Origin of the sequence: Microbacterium sp. YJN-G (assembly GCF_015040615.1) — a bacterium.
Classification (GTDB): domain Bacteria; phylum Actinomycetota; class Actinomycetes; order Actinomycetales; family Microbacteriaceae; genus Microbacterium.
On sequence record NZ_CP060402.1, the window covers coordinates 490,906 to 508,465 of the forward strand.

A 17,560-nucleotide genomic window follows, 5' to 3' on the forward strand; every position below is an offset into this window, starting at 1 on the left:
CTGGAGACGCGGATGCCGGAGCCGGGCGCCCGGCTGTCCGGACCCTTCACGCCCCGCGCGCGACGCCGCTACGTCGTCATCCTGACGGTCCTCGTGGTGCTCTCCGCCGGCTTCGCGGTCGGCCTGCTCGCCTGGGACAACCCGATGCCGTTCGGCTCGAAGGGGTTCTGGCTGATCGCCGAGCGACGGCTGAGCAACGTGACCGTGATGCTGCTGGTCGCGGTGTGCCAGGCCGTGGCGACGGTGGCGTTCCAGACCGTCACCACCAACCGCATCATCACCCCGTCGATCATGGGATTCGAGTCGCTCTACCGTGCGGTGCAGACCTCAGCGGTGTACTTCTTCGGCATCGCCGGCGTCGTCGCCGTGCAGGGCCTGTGGCAGTTCGCGCTGCAGATCGCGATCATGGTGGGCCTGGCGATGCTGCTGTACGGCTGGCTGCTCACCGGACGCTACGCGAACCTGCAGGTGATGCTGCTGATCGGCATCATCATCGGCGGCGGGCTCGGCGCCGTGGCCACGTTCATGCAGCGACTGCTCACCCCGAGCGAATTCGACGTGCTGGCCGCGCGGCTGTTCGGCAACGTCTCCAACGCCGACCCGGCCTACCTGCCGATCGCGATCCCGTTGTGCGTGGTCGCCTCGGCTCTGCTGTGGATGCGCGCCCGGCGGCTGAACGTCATGGCGCTCGGCGCCGATGCGGCATCCGCTCTGGGGGTCGACCACCGTCGCGAGCTGCTGACGGTGCTGTTCCTGGTCGCCGTGCTCATGGCCACCTCGACAGCGCTGGTCGGGCCGATGACGTTCCTCGGGTTCCTCGTCGCGACCCTCGCCTACCAGTTCGCCGACACCTACGACCACCGGTTCGTGTTCCCCGTCGCGGTGCTGACGGCGTTCAGCATCATCGCCGGGGCGTACTTCCTGATGCGCAACGTCTTCTACGCGCAGGGCGTGGTCTCGATCATCATCGAGCTTGTCGGCGGCGTGGTCTTCCTCATCGTCATCCTCAGAAAGGGCCGACTGTGATCACCATCGAGCAGGTGCGCCGCGAGTACAGCGACGAGGTCGCGATCGGCCCGGTCGACCTCATCATTCCGGAGGGCGGGGTCACGGCGCTGATCGGACCCAACGGCGCCGGCAAGTCGACGCTCCTGACCATGGTCGGGCGGCTGATGGGGATGGATGCCGGGACCATCGAGATCGCCGGCTGTGACGTCGCGAAGACCAAGTCGGCCGACCTGGCGAAGATCGTGTCGATCCTGCGGCAGGAGAACCACTTCATCACCCGGCTCACGGTGCGCCAGCTCGTCGGGTTCGGGCGCTTCCCGTACTCGAAGGGCCGCCTGAACCGCGCCGATGAGCAGATCATCAGCCGGGCGATCGACTTCCTCGACCTGGGTGCTCTCGAGGGGCGCTACCTCGACGAGCTGTCGGGCGGGCAGCGGCAGCGTGCGTACGTCGCGATGGTGCTCGCGCAGGACACCGAGGTGGTCTTGCTGGATGAGCCGCTGAACAACCTCGACATGAAGCACGCGGTCACGATGATGGCGCAGCTGCGCCGTGCCGCCGACGAGCTCGGCCGCACGGTCGTGATCGTGCTGCACGACATCAACTTCGCCGCGCATTACGCCGACCGCATCTGCGCGATGAAGGACGGCCGGGTCGTCGAGTTCGGCACGCCGCAGGAGATCATGACGGATGCCGTGCTCACCCGCGTCTTCGAGACCCCGGTCCGCGTGATCGAGGGCCCGCACGGCCCTCTCGCCGTGTACTACTGACGCCGTCGCTGACCGGCGAGACTTGCGTTCCAGCACGAGACTTGGCGCCGTGAGCGAAGTCTCGTGCTGGATGCCAAGTCTCGCGAGGGAGGCGAGGAGGAGGCGGGGGGACGGGCGGCGCGCCGTCAGGTGAGCAGGCGGGCGACGTAGCCGCCGCCGGGCGCGCGGTCGACGAGGATCACCTGGCCGTTCAGGATGCGGGGGCACGGCGACCCCGTCAGCGACTGCACGCCCAGGCGCAGCAGGGTTCCATGCGCGACCACCACGCTGTCACCGGCCTCGCCGGCGAGCCGGGTGAGCGCTTCATGCGCACGGGCGGTCGCGGCGGATGCCGGTTCGGCATCCGGGTACTCGCCATCCGGCCAGCGCTCGCGCACGTGGCCGACGGCGAGACCCTCGGCGCGGCCGTAGTCGCGCTCGATGAGCTGCGCGTCCAGTGCCACCGACGGAGCGGTGCCGTCCGCTGCCAGCTCGGCGGCGATCAGCTGCGCGCTCTGCACGGCCCGCTGCAACGGCGACGACACGACCCGCGCCCACTGCGCGCGGGCGAGCAGCCGCCCCGCCGCGGCGGCCTGGCAGCGTCCCTGCTCGTCGAGCACGATGTCCGTGCGGCCCTGCATCCGCCGGTCGGCATTCCACGCCGTGCGCCCGTGGCGCACCAGCGCGAGGGTCACGCGTGCACCAGCTCGCCGGCGCGACGCGCGCCCGCCGCGACGGCCGGAACCCCGGCGGATGCCGCATCGCCGTGCCCCTCGTAGACGACGGCTCGTCGCACGCGGACGCGCATCCGGTCGCCGGCGCGGGGGCGCAGCCCCTCGGCGTGCACGCGCAGCGCCACGCCCGCCCAGTCCAGCACGAGGTCGCCGCCCGAACGGGTGAACAGTGATGAGCGCACGACGGCGTCGCCCGCGGCATCCGGTGTCACCTCGACGTCTGCGGGGAGGATCGCCGCACACGCCGCGCCGCTCACCGTGATCGCGTCGCCGGCGACACGCAGCGGATGGCCGGCCGCCGTGAAGACGCCGCCCTCCGCGTGACCGTCGACGAGCGTGGCATCCGAGAGGAACCGGGCGATGAAGGCGCTTGCCGGGCGCTGCACGAGGTCATCCGGTGTGCCGGTCTGACGGATCCGCCCGCCGTCGAGCACGACGACGCGGTCGGCCAGGGCGAGCGCCTCGGCACGGTCGTGCGTCACGTGCACGACCGTGAGCCCCAAGCGACGGGTCAGGTCGTGCAGCTCGAGCCGCAGCCGGTCGCGCAGCGGCTCGTCCAGTGCCGAGAGCGCCTCGTCGAGCAGCAGCACGCGCGGGCGGGCGACGAGCGCGCGGGCGAGGGCGACCCGCTGCCGCTGACCGCCCGACAGCGTCGCCGGATCGCGGAGCGCCGCCCCGCCGAGGCCGACGAGATCGAGCGCCTCCTCGACCCGCACGCGACGCTCGGCGCGCGGAACGCGGGCGCGGCGCAGCGGGTAGTCGACGTTGCGTCCGACGTTCCAGTGCGGCCAGACCGCGTGCTGCTGGAACACCATCCCGAGCCCGCGCTGCTCGGGCGGGGTCGACGCGCCCCGCTCGGCGACGGTGCGGTCGCCGATGCGTACGCTGCCGGCCGTCGGGGTCAGGAACCCGGCGATCGTGCGCAGCAGCGTCGTCTTCCCCGAGCCCGACGGGCCGACGAGGGCGACGAACTCGCCGTCGGCGACGTCGAGGTCGATGTCATCCAGCCCGACGGTGCCGGACGGGTAGCGGAGGGTGACGGAGTCGAGCGTGACGGATGCGATGGTGGATCTCCTCGAGAGCTCCCGGCTGGTGCCGGGTGCCGGCGGTGCCGGCGGACGGTTCGGACGGGTTCGTAGGGGTGGGGGACGGATGCTGCGCTCAGCCGGAGCGGCCGGCTGCTGCGCTCGGCCGGGGCGCTCAGCCGGAGCGGCCGGCCGGCGCGCGGGTCGCGATGCCGATCACGGCGATGCCCAGCACCGCGACGATCAGCGACCACGCCGCGGCGGTGCTGAACGCTCCCGCCTGCTGGAAGCTGAAGATCGCGACGCCGAGCGTCTGCGAGCCGGGGGAGAGCAGCAGCACCGACAGGGTGAGTTCGCGCACGGCGGTGACCGCGACGATCACCATCCCCGACAGGGCGGCGGGCAGCGCCATCCGGCAGGAGATGTCGATCAGCGCCCGCAGGCGGGTCGCCCCCGAGATGCGCGCGGCCTCTTCGGCGCTCGCGGGCGTTCCGGCAAGAGGGGCTGCGATGGCCTGCACGACCAGCGCCGTGAACGAGGTGACGTACGCGACGAGGATCAGCCACGGCGTGTTGAACAGCCCCAGGCGCGGGGCGAGGATCAGCCAGGCCACCGCGATGACGATGCCGGGGATCGCCTGCGGCAGCATGACCGTGGCCTGCAGTGCCCGGGTGGTGCGGATCCGCGTGCGGGTGGCGAGCACCGCGATCGCGAGCCCCAGCACACCGCACACGAGCGCCGCCCCGAGCGCCAGCAGGATCGAGTTGCGTGCCCCGGTGAGCGCGTTCGCCGAGGTGAGCGCGCGCACCAGGTTGTCGAGCGTCAGGTTCTGCCACACCAGCGGCAGCCCGGGTGCGCGCAGCAGCGCCTGCGTGAGCAGGGCCAGCAGCGGCAGGATCGTGATGGCCAGCACGATCGCCCAGGTGACCACAGCGGTGGGGATCCGCGCGGCGCCGAGCGCCAGCGGTGAGGTGGGGGATGCCGCGGCATCCAGTTCGCGCCCTCGGCGCCCGCTCAGAGCATCCGCCAGCACCGCGAGCAGGGCGACGGCGAGCAGCAGCGTCCCGATCGTCGCGACCACCGCGAGCGGCTCCGCGACCGTGCCGGACTGCAGGTAGCGGTAGACGAGCGTGGCGAGGGTGACGTACCGCTCGGGCAGCCCGATGATCGACGGGATGCCGAAGTCGGCGAGGTTGCCGACCGCGATGAGCAGCAGTGACGACAGCAGCGCGGGGCGCAGCAGCGGCAGCGTGACGGTGCCGAGGACGCGGGCGGGTCCGGCGCCCGAGATGCGGGCGGCCTGTTCGAGATCGGCGGGGATGCGGCGCAGCGCGGCCGCGACGATGAGCATCGCGAGCGGGTAGCTGTGGATCGTCAGCAGCATGATCACCCCGTCGCCGCCGTAGATCGACCACAGCGGTGCGCCGGTGAGCTGCATCCACCACTGGTTGACCGGGCTGGCGGGGCCGAGCACGCCCAGCCAGGCGATCGCGCCGACGAACGGCGGCACCAGCAGCGGAGTCAGGGCCAGCAGGCGCAGGGTGCGCCGGCCGGGCAGATCTGTGCGGTCGAGCAGGATCGCGAACGCGGTGCCGACGATGACCGCCAGCACGGCGGACACCCCCGCGGAGACGAGGCTGTTCAGGCCCGCCTCGAGCACGTCGTCCTGCAGCAGGGCGCCGAGCTGGAAGCTGCCGCTGGCCAGGATGATGATCGCGCCGAGCGGCAGCAGCACGACGAACGCGCACGCCGCCCAGGTGGCGACGGTGAGCGAGCGGATGCCGTCCAGGCGACGCGCCCCGCCGCGGGCCCGGCCGATGGCCGGACCCGCGACGGGGAGAGCAGAAGCGGATGCCACTACTGGAACAGCGAGCGGAAGGTGTCCACGGCCGCCGGCTGCGAGGCGCGGATCTTCTCGAGGTCGGGGGTGAGGATGGTGATCTCGTCCATCGACGGGGCGCCCTCGGGGGTGCCGACGTCCGAGCGCACCGGCAGGTACGACTGCTCGACGGCCAGGCTCTGGCCGGCCTCGCTCACGAGGAAGTCGACGAACGCCTTCGCCGCCTCGGGCTCCTTCGAGTCGGCGAAGATACCGGCCGGCTGTGAGACGTACGGGACGCCCTCGGTCGGGTACGAGATCGCGATCGGCGAGCCCTGCGCGGCGAGTTCGCGCACGAGGTAGTCGACGACGATGCCCACCGGCTGCGCACCGGTGGCGATGGCCTGCGAGACCGGGCCGTTGCTGTCGGCGATCACGGGCTTGTTGGCGGCCAGCTCCGACAGCCACTTCTCGCCGAGCTTCGGCTCGTCCAGCCACACGGCGGCGTTGTAGGCGGCCGCACCCGAGACATCCGGGTTCGGCATCACGAGCTTGCCGGCGTAAGCGGCGTCGGTGAGGTCGGACCACGAGGTGGGAGCCTCGGTGACCAGGCTCGTGTTGTACGCGATGACGGTCGGGATGATGCGGGTGCCGACGTAGAAGCCCTCCGCATCGACGACATCCGGGTTGACGCTGTCGATGTCGGCGGGGGTGTACTTCTGCAGCATCCCCTCGGCGGCGTAGTTCTCGAACGTGCCGGCGTCGGCGGCGAGGAACACGTCGGCCTGCACGCCGCCCGCCTCCTTCTCGGCCGCCACGCGGGTGGTGAGGTCGCCGGTGCCGGCGCGGAAGACCTCGACGGTCACCTCGGGGTGCACCTCGTTGAAGGCCGCGACGAGGGCGTCGGCCTTCTCCTGCGGCTCGGACGTGTACAGCGTGATGGTGGCGGCCTCGAGAGCGGCGCTCTCGGAGGCGGCCGGCTCCTCGGCCGCGGGGGCGGCGGTCGAGCAGCCCGCGAGGACGAGGGCGGCGATGCCGAGCGCGACGGCGCCGGCGGTGGAACGCAGAACGGACATGATTTTCCTAACGTGAGGGTGATTATCAGGAGGGAAGGGAAGACGTGAAGAGGGGAGCAGGCGACTCGAGGCCGACGCTTGTGGCGGTGACGCCCTGCGGCAGCAGGTGCACGAGCGAGAACATCGCCTTGTCATGGCCGCTGACCGTGTCGGGGCCGGCATCCATCACCTGGTGGTAGGCCAGCGACGGTCCGACGAACACGGGCATCCCGCGCAGGGTGGCGGTCAGCGGGTGGTGGAAGTGCCCGCACAGCACGGCGCGCACATCGGTGCCGGCGATCACTCCGAGCAGGGATGCGGCGTCGCGCAGCCCCGCCTTGGCGAGCGTCGGAAGCGGGGAGCCCAGCGGCGGGTGATGCAGAGCCACGATCGTGCCGTCGCCGTGCGGTTCGGAGATCACCGCGGCGAGCCAGGCCAGCTGGGCGGGGCCCAGCTCTCCGGATGCCGAATCGAGCAGCACGATCCGAAGTCCGTCCAGCAGCACGACCCGGTGGTGGCCGGCCGCGTGGCCGGGCAGGATGCGGGCGGCATCCGGGTCGTCGTGGTTGCCGAGGGTGGTCAGCACCGGCACGCCGATCTCGTCTTCGAGCCGCATCAGCGCCTCGGCGAGGGCGGGGTAGACGGCGGCGTGACCGCGCTGGGCGAGGTCGCCGGTGATCACGACCGCCTCGGGGGTGATCGCGGCGTGCCGCACGTAGTCCGAGACCGCGCGCAGCCGGGCGAAACCGTCGACCGTGCCGTACAGCAGTGTGCCGTCGGTGGCGTGCACATCGCTGATGTGCAGCACGGTCAGGCGCCCGGTCTCGCGGCTCATGCCGGCACCCGTGTCTTCGCGTCGAGCAGCCTCAGCTGTGCTTCGCCGAGCCCGTGCGCGCGCAGGTAGGCGACCGCGCCGCCGAATCCGTCGATGACCTCGAGGGCGTGCAGGATCGCCTCGCGCGGGCTGTCCAGGTGCAGGCGCAGCGCCTCGCGCTGCTCGGAGGTGGGGAGCGCGGCGGCCACCGTACGGGCGTGCGCCTCGCGCACCGGGCGGACGCGCTGGCCGGAGAGCGCGTAGTCGGCGACGACGGCATCCCGATCCTCGCCGGCGGCCAGCCGGGCGAGTGCCACCACGAGGCCGGTGCGGTCCTTGCCGGCCGTGCAGTGCACGACGACAGCGCCCTCTGCTTCGGCGATCAGGCCGACGGCCTGGGCCAGCGCCGCGCCGCGGCGGCGCAGCAGCGCCTCGTACACGTCCTCCAGGCGGCCGGCCTCGGGGGGAGCCTCACCGTACAGGGCGACGCGGCGGACCGGGATGCCGTGGGCGGCGGGGGCTGCCTCGGACTCCTCGCGCAGATCCACGATGAGCGAGACGCCGAGTTCGCGCAGCTCTTCGGCTCCGGCAGCGGTGAGCGCATCGACGGATCCGGTGCGCACGAGCCAGGGGGCGCGGGCGTCGGTGGCCCGTGCGTTGAAGAGCCCGTCGACCTCGATGGCCTGCATGGCGCCTCCGTTACGTTCGTTACATGTGACGAGAAATCTCGTTACATCCCGACGATGGCGCGCGAAGGTGACCGCCGGGTGAACCGGATCGGGCGGTCAGGGGAACGACGGATGTGCACCAGGAGGTCGAGGTGCGGGCGGCGGTTTCGGGTGGGGTGTGCGGGACGCGCGGGGTGGCGTCAGCCGTCGCTCAGGACGGCGGCGGCGACGTCAGTCGTCGCTCAGCGCGTCGGCGACGGCGTGGCGGATGCCCTCGACGTCGGACTGCGCACTCTCCTCGGCGAGCTGCTCGTGCAGGGCGTGCAGCACCACCGTGTGCCCGAGCCGGGCGAGGAACGGGTCGACGTCGTGTGCCACCGCGGCGGGGCCGGTCGCGATGGTGGTGTCGGCGAGCCGGCCGAGCGGCGAGCGCGCATAGCTGGTCACGAGGATGACGTGCGCGCCGTGCTCGGATGCCGCCGTGCACGCGCGCAGCGTCTGCACGTTCGCACCGGAGTAGCTCAGCGCCAGGCAGACATCGCCCGCGCTGAGCGAGGTGACGGCGAACTGCTGAGCGAGCGGGTCGATCGGCGCCTCGACGGAGCGCCCGCGGGTGCTCAGCCGCATCGCGAAGTCCTGCAGCGGCGGCCCGGAGAACCCGTTGCCGACCAGCACCACCCGCCGGGCGGCGCGCAGCTCGTCGGCGGCTCGGACGATCAGCTCGGGATGCACGCTCTCCTGCGCCAGGCGCAGGGCATCCACAGCCTCGTCGAAGGTGTCGCCGTGCACCTCGGCGGTGACCGGGTGCACGAGCGGAGCGGCACGGGCGAGCTCGAGGCGCAGGTGCTGGAATCCGCGGAAGCCGAGATTCTGACACGCACGGATCACGGTCGCGGTCGACGTGCCGGCCGCGGCGGCGAGCTCGGTGGTCGACCAGTCGACGACCTCGACGGGCTGGGCGAGGATGATCTCGGCGACCCGCGTCTCGCTCGGTCCGAGGCTGCGCATCCCGGCGCGCACGCGGGCGAGCACGGTGATCTCCGGCCGGATCACGGTCATTCAGGCTCCTCGCTTTCGTGCACACAGACTAGCGGCCCGACATGTCGCCCCGTCCTCGCACCGCCTCCCCGCGCCGTGCCCGTCGCCCCCGCCCGTCACCCGCGAGAAACCACATTCCGCATGAGAAACCATGCGTGCCGTGGTTTCTCGCGCGAGAAGTGGTTTCTCGCGGGCGGCACGCAGGGCGGTGGCACGCAGTGCGGCGGCGCGAAGCGCGCGGCGGCGTGAAGCGCGCAGCGTCAGCGGCGGCGGTGGTCCTCGGGGGCGAGGCGGGGGCCGCGGCGCGGCTCGCGGATGCCGGAGGCGAAGATCAGGCGGATGATGCGCTGGCGGTGGCCGGCCCACGGCGCGAGCAGTTCCAGCATCCCGTCGTCGTCGGTGCGGCTGCCGGTGAGCGCGTAGCCGACCTCGTGCGCGAGGTGGAAGTCGCCGACGCTGACGGCGTCCGGGTCGCCCAGTGAGCGGATGCGGGTCTCGGCCGACGTCCACACCCCGATCCCCGGCAGGCTGGTGAGCACGCGGTCGCGGCGGTCGCCATCGGATGCGGCGAGCATCGCGCGCTCGATGCTCGCGCCGCGCATCGCGGAGCGGGCGATCGTGCGCGCCTGCGGCGGCTCGACGGCGGCACGGTGGAACTCCCACGACGGGATGCTGCGCCACACCTCATGTGACGGCGAGGCGAACAGCGGCCGCGGCGTCGGGCCTGGTGCGCGCACCCCGAAGCGGGTGACCAGGTATCGCCATGCGCCGAAGGCCTGCATCCCGGTGACCTTCTGCTCGATGATTGCGCACGCCAGCGCATCGAAGACGCGATCGGTGCGTGTCATCCGGATGCCGGGATGCCGTCGCGCTGCCTCTTCGAGCTGCGGATGGCCGATGACGAATCCCGCCGAATCGTCGTCGGCGCCGCACAGGCGGGGCACGCGGTCGAGCGCCTCCGCGGCGCCGGGGCCCCAGGCCGAAGCACGGACGCCGTCGGTGCCCTGCCTCAGGCAGAGCGTGGCCACGCCCGCATCCGTCCGGAAGGCCATCCAGAGCCGTGGGCCGTCGGCGACCATCGTCGGATCCGTGCCGCCGCGGCGCAGCATCCCGACGGTGCGGGCGAGATCGAGCGGATGCGGTGGCCGGTAGACGGACTCGCGCGGGGCCGGAGTGGCCCGCTGTGCAGCATCCGTCATCAGGGTCATGGAAGCACCCTACGCGGCGTCGCTGACATCGCCTCCCCGCGCCGGACTCGCGCGCTCTTCCCGGGGAGGAGATTCATCGCAGGTAGGCGATTCATCGCAGGTAGGAGGGAATGCGCGGCATCCGTCCTACGTCGGCCGGATCTCCTACGTCCGATGAAGCGACAGCCCCGCAGCCCGAGAAGCGGAAGCCGGACTCAGAAGCGGTCGGGCGAGGGGGTGCCGTGGCCGAAGCGGATGGTGACGTCGGCGTGCCGGTCGAAGCGGTAGCCGACGCCGCGGACCGTGCGCACGATGTCTTCGTGGCGTCCGAGCTTGGCGCGCAGACGACGCACGTGCACATCGATGGTGCGCTCGCCCGGGGCATCCTCGTCCGAGCTGGACTGCCACAGGGCCGAGACGAGCTCGGAGCGCTCGATGGTGCGTCCCTCGCGCAGCACCAGGTACTGCAGCAGCTCGAACTCCTTGTACGTGAAGGCGGCCGACTCGCCGTCGAGCAGCACGCGCTTGCGGGAGATGTCGACGACGACGCCGGCGTCCTCGTCCTGCTCCTCTTCGATGGCGGCGTTCGCGCGGGCGATCGCACCGGGCTCGTGCAGGGCGAGACGGACGACGTCCAGGTCGCGGCCGCCCGCGGACTGCGGGGCGAGGGCGACGGTGGCGTGGGTCTCGGCGTTCGGGGCCAGCTCGGCGAGCGTGCGGCGCAGCGCGTCGACGAGCAGCGGAAGGCTGACACCGGCCTCGGCGGCCTTGATCTCGTCGATGCCGACGTAGAGGGCGAAGCCACGGGGCGAGCGGATCGACGGCAGGTCAGCGGCGGCGTCGGCGCGGGAGACCACGCGGACGGGGGCGGTGACGGGGCGATCGAGAAGAGCGGCGGTGTTCGGCATGATGATGGTCCTTGGAGGATGCGAGCCGGCGGGCTCGGAATGCGTTGCACGAATGACCGGAATGGGCCGGTGAGGGGGATGAGCGCAGAGGGTGGGCGCTCAGAGACTCGTCCCCTGAGATGAGGGGATCAGCGAATCAGCTGGGGTGGTTGCGCCTTAGCAACACATTCGGCAACACATGCCAACGCGACCGGGCATCATCATCCCGGCAGTCCCGTTCGCCTCCTGGGCGGACATGGGGCGTGCGTTGGTGGTCATGGCGCGATTATTTCCCAACATGACCCGCCATGTCAAAACGTGTCGGCCGACCCCTCGTCACACGGCGTAACGTGGTCGCGTGATTCAGCCTGCATATGCCTCCGGATTCGAGCTGACCGACGAGAAGGACGCGTCGCGGTACACCCTGACGCGCGACGGCGAGCTGGTCAGCGTGCTCGACTATCGCGACGACGGGCGGACCATCGCCCTGACCCGCGCGTTCACGATCCCCAAGCACCGCGGCCACGGCTACGCCGCGCACATCGTCGCCGGCGCGGTGGATGACATCGAGGCACGCGGCGACCGCCAGGTGTCGCCGGTGTGCTGGTACGTCGCCGACTGGTTCGACGCGAACCCCGGCAAGCGCCACCTGCTGCGCCGCGGCTGAGCCCCGACGCGCTTCCCAGCGCCCTGAGCGACCCAAGGCAGGCGAACGACGGCACGCCTCGACCGCGATGTCGGAGGCTGTTCGTACCGTGTGAGTATGCGAATCCTGCACACCTCCGATTGGCACATCGGCCGCACGTTCCACGGGCACTCCACGCTCGCGGCGCTGGCCGAGGTGCTCGTCGCGCTGGTCGCGCAGGTGCGCGAGCACGAGGTCGACGTCGTGATCGTCGCGGGTGACGTGTTCGACTCCGCCACGCCGGCGGCATCCGCCTACACCCTTCTCGATGAGGCGCTGCTCGCGCTGCACGAGACCGGGGCGACGGTCATCATGACCAGTGGCAACCACGACTCCGCCGCGCGGCTGGGCTTCCACTCCCGGCTGCTGCGCGACGGCATCCATGTGCTCACCGATCCGCTCGCGATCACGACGCCGGTCACGGTGAGTGACGAGCACGGTCCGGTGCACTTCTTCGGCATCCCGTACCTCGAGCCGGCGATCGTCCGCCGGCACTGGACGGATGCCGCGGATGCTCCGGATGCCGACGCCGAGACGACGGATGCCGATGAGGAGACGGATGCCGTAGCCGCGCCGCGCCCCGCGCTGCGCACCCAGGCGCAGGTGATGCACCACGCCATGAGCCTCGTGCGGGAGGGGATGGCGGTCCACCGGGGACGCTCCGTCGCCGTCGCGCACTGCTTCGCCGCCGGCGTGGACGCCACCGCCGGGCTGGAGCGCGAGGTCCGCCAGGGCGGACTCGACATGGTTCCGCTGGCCTCGTTCGACGGACCCGACTACGTCGCGCTCGGCCACATCCACGGCCGCCAGCAGCTCAGCGACCGGGTGCGCTACAGCGGCGCACCGCTGCACTACAGCTTCGGCGAGCAGCACAAGGAGCGCGGTTCATGGCTGGTCGACCTCGACGCGTCGGGTCTGGTGAGCACGACGTGGCTGGCCCTTCCGGTGCCGCGTCCGCTGGTCACGCTGACCGGCACGCTCGATGAGATCCTCTCCGACGAGAACGCCGCCGCACACGCCGACAGCTGGGTGTGCGCGGTCTACACCGACGCGGTGCCGCAGCACGAGCCGATGCGCCGGCTGCGCGAGCGGTTCCCGTTCTGCGCGCTCGTGCAACACCAGCCCGACGGCGCGGATGCCGTCGATGACCGCTCCTATGCGCAGCGACTGCGCACCGCGGTCACCGACGTCGAGCGGATCGAGGCGTTCCTCGAGCACGTGCGAGCCGGGCAGGGTGCGACCGAGCGCGAGGCCGAGCTCATCCGCGACGTTCTCGATGACCGCGTGCGCGCCGAGGCGCTCGCCTGATGCAGCTGCACCGCCTCGAGGTCGAGGGCTTCGGGCCGTTCCGCAGTCGCCAGGTCGTCGACTTCGACGCGTTCGGCGACGACGGCATCTTCCTCATCGCCGGACGCACCGGGGCCGGCAAGTCCAGCATCCTCGATGCCGTGTGCTTCGGGCTCTACGGCGGTGTGCCGCGCTACGACGGCGGTGAGAAGCGTCTGCGCAGCGACCACTGCGAACCCGACGACGTGACCGAGGTGGTCGTCGAGTTCAGCACGGTCGCCGGCCGCTACCGGGTGACGAGGTCTCCGGCCTACGAGCGCCCGGCCAAGCGCGGCGGCGGGATGACCACCCAGCAGCCCTCCGCCCTGCTGGAAGAGCTCATCGACGGGGAATGGGCAGGCCGGGCGGCGCGTGTGGTCGACGTCGCCAACGAGCTCGACGAGATCCTGCAGCTCAGCCAGGAGCAGTTCCTGCAGGTCATCCTGCTCGCCCAGAACCGGTTCGCCGACTTCCTGCTCGCCGACAGCAAGGAGCGTCAGGCGCTGCTGCGCCGGCTGTTCGGCACGGTCCGGTTCTCCGACTACCTGTCCCGCTTCGACGAACGCCGCCGCGCGGCCGAGCAGGCCCTCAGCGGACGCCGCGCGACGGTCGATGCGCGGCTCGACGAAGCCGAGCGGATCGTCGCGGACGCCGAGCTGTGGGGCGAGGATGCCGAGTCCGCGCCCGACACCGCCGAAGAGCGCATCGATCGGCTGCGCCGCGCGATCAGCCGTGCCGACTACCAGGTCGAGCGGCACAGCACCGAACGTGCGGCCGCCGAGAAACAGCATGCGGCGGCGGATGCTGCGCTCGCCGAGCTGCGCGAGCAGCGCCAGGGACAGATCGACCGCGACCGCGCCCGAGCCGCCCTGGCCGCGCTGGACGCGCAGGCCGAGGAGATGGCGGATGCCGCGTCGCGGCGCGACCGCGGTCGCGCCGCGGAGGCCCTGCGCAGCCTGATCACGGCGGCGAACCGTGCATCGAGCGCAGCGGAGCAGGCGGCGCGGGCCGAGACGGATGCTCTCGCCGCCGCTGAGGCGGCGGGGGTTCCCGGCTCCGAGTCGCTGAGACCTGATTCCGAGTCGACTCATGCCAGCGAGCTCCTGCGCACCTGGGCATCCGATCGCACCCGCGAGAGCGGCGCCTGGCAGCGCGCGGCCGAGCTGGAAGCATCCGCCTCCGCACGTGCCACCGAACTGTCCGCCGCCAAGGCCGCGGCGGACACGGCCACCGAGGTCCTCGCCGCGATCGAATCCGAGCGCGAGACGCTCCCCGACCGGATCACCGCTCTCACCGCCGAGCGCGACGCCGCTCGCACCGAGGGCGCCCTCGTCGACGCCACGACGCAGACCGTCGCCGCCGCAGAGCAGCGTGCCGCCGGCGTGCTCGACGCCGAACGCCTCACCGGAGAGCGCGACGCCGCCGCACGGGCGGAGGCCGAGGCGAGCGAGACGCACGCGCGTGCGCAGGCCGAGCTGTCGGCACTGCGCAAGCGCCGGCTCGACGGCTATGCGGGTGAGCTCGCCGACGCACTGGTCGCGGGCGAGCCCTGCGCGGTGTGCGGGTCGATCGAGCATCCGTCACCCGCCGAGCACGCGGACCCCGTCTCGGCCGACGACGTGGCACTGGCCGAGAGCACGCGCGACGCGGCCGCGAACGCCGAGCGCGAAGCCTCTCGCGCCCTCGCAGCAGTCACCGCGGCGCACGCGGCGGCAATGGAGCGCTCGGGCGGACGCGATGCGGAACAGGCCTCGGACGAGCTCGCACGGGCGCGCGACGCGCAGGCCGCCGCCCTGGCCGCCGCGGAACGCGCGGAGCGGCTCACCGGCGAACTCGAGACTCTGCGACAGAGCGCGGCGGCCCTCGACGCGCGGCGCACCACGGCATCCGAGTCGCTCCACGCGGCGCGCACCGCTCTGTCGCTCATCGAGCAGCGCATCGCTGACACCGACCAGCTGATCGCCGCCTCACGGGGCGACTACGCGACCGTCGCCGAGCGCGTCGCAGAAGCACGCGAGCAGATCACCGCCGCGACTGCGGCGGCCGACGCCGTCGACCTGCACGATGACGCCGTGCAGCGAGCGGCCGCCGCTCGTACCGAGCTCGATGAGGCGATCACGGCATCCGAGTTCGACGCGATCAGCGACGCCGAGCAGGCGCTGCTGACCGCCGCCGAGATCGCCGCCCTCGACGCCCGCGTGACCGCCCACGCGGTCGAGGTGAAGAAGGAGCGCGCGCTGCTGCTCGACCTCGAGCTGCGCGTGCTGCCCGATGAGCCGATCGATCTCGCCCCTGCCGAGCAGGCGGCGCAGCAGGCCCGAGAGGCCTGGCAGCAGGCGGTCGACGCCGACAGCCGGGCCCGCGGAGTGCAGCAGAGCCTCGTCGCGACCGTCGACTCCGCGGCTTCCGAGCATGCGGCCTCCGCGGTGGATGCCGAGGAGTTCGAGGTGCTGCGCGCGCTTGCCGACACGCTTGCGGGCCGCGCCGGCAACACCCGCCGGATGAACCTCGAGACCTTCGTGCTCGCCGCCGAGCTCGAAGAGATCGTCGCCGCCGCGAACCTGCGCCTGCGCGACATGTCCGATGGGCGCTACGAGCTGCGTCACTCCGATGCGCTCGCCGCGCGCGGTGCGGCATCCGGCCTCGGCATCGTCGTGTTCGACGCCTTCACCGGTCAGACCAGGCCCGCCCGCTCGCTGTCGGGAGGCGAGACGTTCCTGTCATCGCTGGCCCTCGCGCTCGGCCTCGCCGAGGTCGTCACAGCCCGCGCCGGCGGCATCCGCCTCGACACCCTGTTCATCGACGAGGGGTTCGGATCCCTTGACGGCGACACGCTCGAGACCGCGATGCGCACCCTCGATGAGCTGCGCCAGGGCGGGCGCACCGTGGGCGTGATCAGCCACGTCGAGGCGATGCAGGAGCAGATCCCCGCTCAGCTCACCGTGCGCGCCCTGCCCGACGGCCCGAGCATCATCGACGCGCCACGGGCACCGCGCGGCTGACTCCGCCACCCGCGACCGCCCGGCGGTCGTCGGCAGCCCGCGACCGCACCCGCGACCGAGTTCAGACGGCGTACTCGCTCCGCATGTGCTCCCACAGCTTCGCGCTGCACTCCGCGACGACCTCGTCCCACACCTGGGTCGCGCCGTCCTGCGCGCGATCGGACACCACCCGCATCACCCGGATCGGCACGTCGAACTTCTGCGCCACCCAGATGAACGAGAACGTCTCCATGTCGACCAGCACGCCGCCGAGATCGCGGATCCGCGCCACGGCATCCGCGTCGTCGACGAAGATGTCGCCCGTCGCGATCGTCACCCCGTCGCGGCCCGTCTCCACGCGCGAGGGCAGCGAGACGTGCCGGCCGATGACGCCGTCGAGGTCCTGCACGTCGTGCTGGATCGCGGCGCTGACGTCGTAGATGCCCGACTCCACCGAGTCGTCCACGGCGCCGGCCGTGCCGACGACGACGATCTCCTCGTACTTCGCGGCATCCAGCGCCCGGGTCAGGCCGTACGCCGCCATGAGCTTTCCGGGCCCGGTGACCAGGCGATCGAAGCCGGGCAGCTCGGCGGGGAAGGCCTGCAGTTCGGATGCGAGGGCGGCGACGAGAAGTTTCACGACTCCATCCTGTCAGGTGGGGGAGACTGGAACCCGACCAAGGAGGCGACATGAGCATGCAGCAGCGGATCATCGACGACCTGGGCGTTCGGCCCGAGATCGACCCGGCAGGAGAGATCGAGAAGCGGATCGGATTCCTCATCGACTATCTGCGCGCCAGCGGCGCCGCCGGTTTCGTGCTCGGCATCTCGGGCGGGCAGGATTCCACCCTCGCTGGCCGGCTCGCACAGCTCGCTGTCGAGCGCGTCAGGGCGGAGGGCGGCGATGCGACGTTCCTCGCCGTTCGCCTGCCGTACCGGGTGCAGGCGGATGCCGCGGATGCCGAGGACGCGATCGACTTCGTCGCCGCCGACCGATCGGTCACGATCAACATCGAGCACGGCGTGGATGGCCTCGAGCGCGACCTCGAGGAGGGGCTCGGCGGCAGCATCAGCGACTTCAACCGCGGCAACATCAAGGCGCGACTGCGGATGGTGACCCAATACGCGCTGGGCGGTCACGACCGGCTGCTGGTCATCGGCACCGATCACGCGGCCGAGGCCGTCACCGGCTTCTACACGAAGTTCGGCGATGGGGCTGCCGACCTGCTGCCGTTGTCCGGGCTCAACAAGCGCCAGGGGCGCGCGGTGCTCAAGCAGCTCGGCGCGCCGAAGCACCTGTACACGAAGGTGCCGACGGCCGATCTGCTCGACGGCATCCCGGGCCGCCCCGATGAGGACGAGCTCGGGCTCACCTACGAGCAGATCGACGACTATCTCGAGGGGAAGGAGATCGCCCCGGCGGCGGCGCTGCTGATCGAGGCGAAGTACACCGCATCCCGCCACAAGCGCCACCTGCCGGTGACCCCGGGCGACACCTGGTGGCGCTGACACCTGGTGGCAGCCCTGCGTGCTCGCCGACTCCCGGCGACGGGATGTCTGACCCGGCGGATAGTGTCGGGAGCA

At 71.9% G+C, this 17,560-nt stretch carries 16 protein-coding genes; 6 read left to right on the forward strand and 10 right to left on the reverse strand.

Annotated features, from left to right (window positions below):
- Positions 1 to 12: 12 nt before the first annotated feature.
- Together H7694_RS02340 and H7694_RS02345 are read left to right on the forward strand one after the other, a co-directional pair.
- Positions 13 to 1,026, forward strand: coding sequence for an iron chelate uptake ABC transporter family permease subunit (locus H7694_RS02340; RefSeq protein ID WP_193599035.1), 1,014 nt, complete (start codon positions 13 to 15; stop codon positions 1,024 to 1,026).
- On the forward strand, positions 1,023 to 1,778 hold the full coding sequence (locus H7694_RS02345) for an ABC transporter ATP-binding protein (RefSeq protein WP_193597954.1): 756 nt from the start codon (positions 1,023 to 1,025) through the stop codon (positions 1,776 to 1,778). Before H7694_RS02340 ends, H7694_RS02345 begins: the two co-directional genes overlap by 4 nt.
- Positions 1,779 to 1,903: 125 nt before the next feature.
- Here the strand turns inward: H7694_RS02345 and H7694_RS02350 are convergent, their stop codons facing one another.
- From H7694_RS02350 to H7694_RS02390, 9 genes are all read right to left on the reverse strand, one after another.
- Positions 1,904 to 2,452, reverse strand: coding sequence for a histidine phosphatase family protein (locus H7694_RS02350; protein WP_193597955.1), 549 nt, complete (start codon positions 2,450 to 2,452; stop codon positions 1,904 to 1,906).
- The gene (locus tag H7694_RS02355) at positions 2,449 to 3,645 is read right to left on the reverse strand and encodes an ABC transporter ATP-binding protein (protein WP_319805276.1); all 1,197 of its coding nucleotides are present in this window, start codon (positions 3,643 to 3,645) and stop codon (positions 2,449 to 2,451) included. Before H7694_RS02355 ends, H7694_RS02350 begins: the two co-directional genes overlap by 4 nt.
- A 46-nt stretch (positions 3,646 to 3,691) precedes the next feature.
- Positions 3,692 to 5,374: an ABC transporter permease gene (locus tag H7694_RS02360; protein ID WP_193597956.1), complete on the reverse strand. Its 1,683-nt coding sequence runs from the start codon at positions 5,372 to 5,374 to the stop codon at positions 3,692 to 3,694.
- Entirely contained in the window at positions 5,374 to 6,411 is a 1,038-nt protein-coding gene (locus tag H7694_RS02365) for an ABC transporter substrate-binding protein (protein ID WP_193597957.1), read from the reverse strand. Before H7694_RS02365 ends, H7694_RS02360 begins: the two co-directional genes overlap by 1 nt.
- Before the next feature lie 25 nt (positions 6,412 to 6,436).
- Positions 6,437 to 7,225 (reverse strand): metallophosphoesterase family protein, encoded by a 789-nt coding sequence (locus tag H7694_RS02370; RefSeq protein ID WP_193597958.1) that lies wholly within the window; start codon positions 7,223 to 7,225, stop codon positions 6,437 to 6,439.
- Entirely contained in the window at positions 7,222 to 7,893 is a 672-nt protein-coding gene (locus tag H7694_RS02375) for a tyrosine-protein phosphatase (protein ID WP_193597959.1), read from the reverse strand. Before H7694_RS02375 ends, H7694_RS02370 begins: the two co-directional genes overlap by 4 nt.
- A 210-nt stretch (positions 7,894 to 8,103) precedes the next feature.
- A complete protein-coding gene (locus H7694_RS02380) occupies positions 8,104 to 8,931 on the reverse strand; it encodes a MurR/RpiR family transcriptional regulator (protein WP_193597960.1) in 828 nt (275 codons plus the stop codon).
- 239 nt (positions 8,932 to 9,170) lie between these two features.
- Entirely contained in the window at positions 9,171 to 10,118 is a 948-nt protein-coding gene (locus tag H7694_RS02385) for a DNA-3-methyladenine glycosylase family protein (protein WP_227468248.1), read from the reverse strand.
- A gap of 194 nt (positions 10,119 to 10,312) precedes the next feature.
- Positions 10,313 to 11,005, reverse strand: coding sequence for a winged helix-turn-helix domain-containing protein (locus tag H7694_RS02390; RefSeq protein ID WP_193597961.1), 693 nt, complete (start codon positions 11,003 to 11,005; stop codon positions 10,313 to 10,315).
- A gap of 337 nt (positions 11,006 to 11,342) precedes the next feature.
- On the opposite strand from H7694_RS02390, the gene H7694_RS02395 reads away from it, so the two are divergent.
- The 3 genes from H7694_RS02395 (at position 11,343) to H7694_RS02405 (ending at position 15,997) form a co-directional block, all read left to right on the forward strand.
- Positions 11,343 to 11,651 (forward strand): GNAT family N-acetyltransferase, encoded by a 309-nt coding sequence (locus tag H7694_RS02395; RefSeq protein ID WP_227468249.1) that lies wholly within the window; start codon positions 11,343 to 11,345, stop codon positions 11,649 to 11,651.
- Between the two features lie 96 nt (positions 11,652 to 11,747).
- Complete coding sequence (locus H7694_RS02400; RefSeq protein WP_193597962.1) at positions 11,748 to 12,977, forward strand: exonuclease SbcCD subunit D; 1,230 nt, start codon at positions 11,748 to 11,750, stop codon at positions 12,975 to 12,977.
- The gene (locus H7694_RS02405) at positions 12,977 to 15,997 is read left to right on the forward strand and encodes an AAA family ATPase (RefSeq protein WP_193597963.1); all 3,021 of its coding nucleotides are present in this window, start codon (positions 12,977 to 12,979) and stop codon (positions 15,995 to 15,997) included. The genes H7694_RS02400 and H7694_RS02405 overlap by 1 nt, the downstream gene beginning before the upstream one ends.
- Before the next feature lie 61 nt (positions 15,998 to 16,058).
- Here the strand turns inward: H7694_RS02405 and H7694_RS02410 are convergent, their stop codons facing one another.
- The gene (locus H7694_RS02410; RefSeq protein ID WP_193597964.1) at positions 16,059 to 16,616 is read right to left on the reverse strand and encodes a nucleoside phosphorylase; all 558 of its coding nucleotides are present in this window, start codon (positions 16,614 to 16,616) and stop codon (positions 16,059 to 16,061) included.
- 50 nt (positions 16,617 to 16,666) lie between these two features.
- On the opposite strand from H7694_RS02410, the gene nadE reads away from it, so the two are divergent.
- Positions 16,667 to 17,485 (forward strand): ammonia-dependent NAD(+) synthetase, encoded by an 819-nt coding sequence (gene nadE / locus H7694_RS02415; RefSeq protein ID WP_193597965.1) that lies wholly within the window; start codon positions 16,667 to 16,669, stop codon positions 17,483 to 17,485.
- Positions 17,486 to 17,560 lie beyond the last annotated feature (75 nt).

Excerpts from the sequence above, each read along its gene's own strand:
- H7694_RS02340 (WP_193599035.1), top strand. The coding sequence starts at position 13 with ATGCCGGAGCCGGGCGCCCGGCTGTCCGGACCCTTCACGCCCCGCGCG.
- H7694_RS02365 (WP_193597957.1), bottom strand. The coding sequence starts at position 6,411 with ATGTCCGTTCTGCGTTCCACCGCCGGCGCCGTCGCGCTCGGCATCGCC.
- H7694_RS02370 (WP_193597958.1), bottom strand. The coding sequence starts at position 7,225 with ATGAGCCGCGAGACCGGGCGCCTGACCGTGCTGCACATCAGCGATGTG.
- H7694_RS02375 (WP_193597959.1), bottom strand. The coding sequence starts at position 7,893 with ATGCAGGCCATCGAGGTCGACGGGCTCTTCAACGCACGGGCCACCGAC.
- H7694_RS02380 (WP_193597960.1), bottom strand. The coding sequence starts at position 8,931 with ATGACCGTGATCCGGCCGGAGATCACCGTGCTCGCCCGCGTGCGCGCC.
- H7694_RS02385 (WP_227468248.1), bottom strand. The coding sequence starts at position 10,118 with ATGACCCTGATGACGGATGCTGCACAGCGGGCCACTCCGGCCCCGCGC.
- H7694_RS02390 (WP_193597961.1), bottom strand. The coding sequence starts at position 11,005 with ATGCCGAACACCGCCGCTCTTCTCGATCGCCCCGTCACCGCCCCCGTC.
- H7694_RS02400 (WP_193597962.1), top strand. The coding sequence starts at position 11,748 with ATGCGAATCCTGCACACCTCCGATTGGCACATCGGCCGCACGTTCCAC.
- H7694_RS02405 (WP_193597963.1), top strand. The coding sequence starts at position 12,977 with ATGCAGCTGCACCGCCTCGAGGTCGAGGGCTTCGGGCCGTTCCGCAGT.
- nadE (WP_193597965.1), top strand. The coding sequence starts at position 16,667 with ATGAGCATGCAGCAGCGGATCATCGACGACCTGGGCGTTCGGCCCGAG.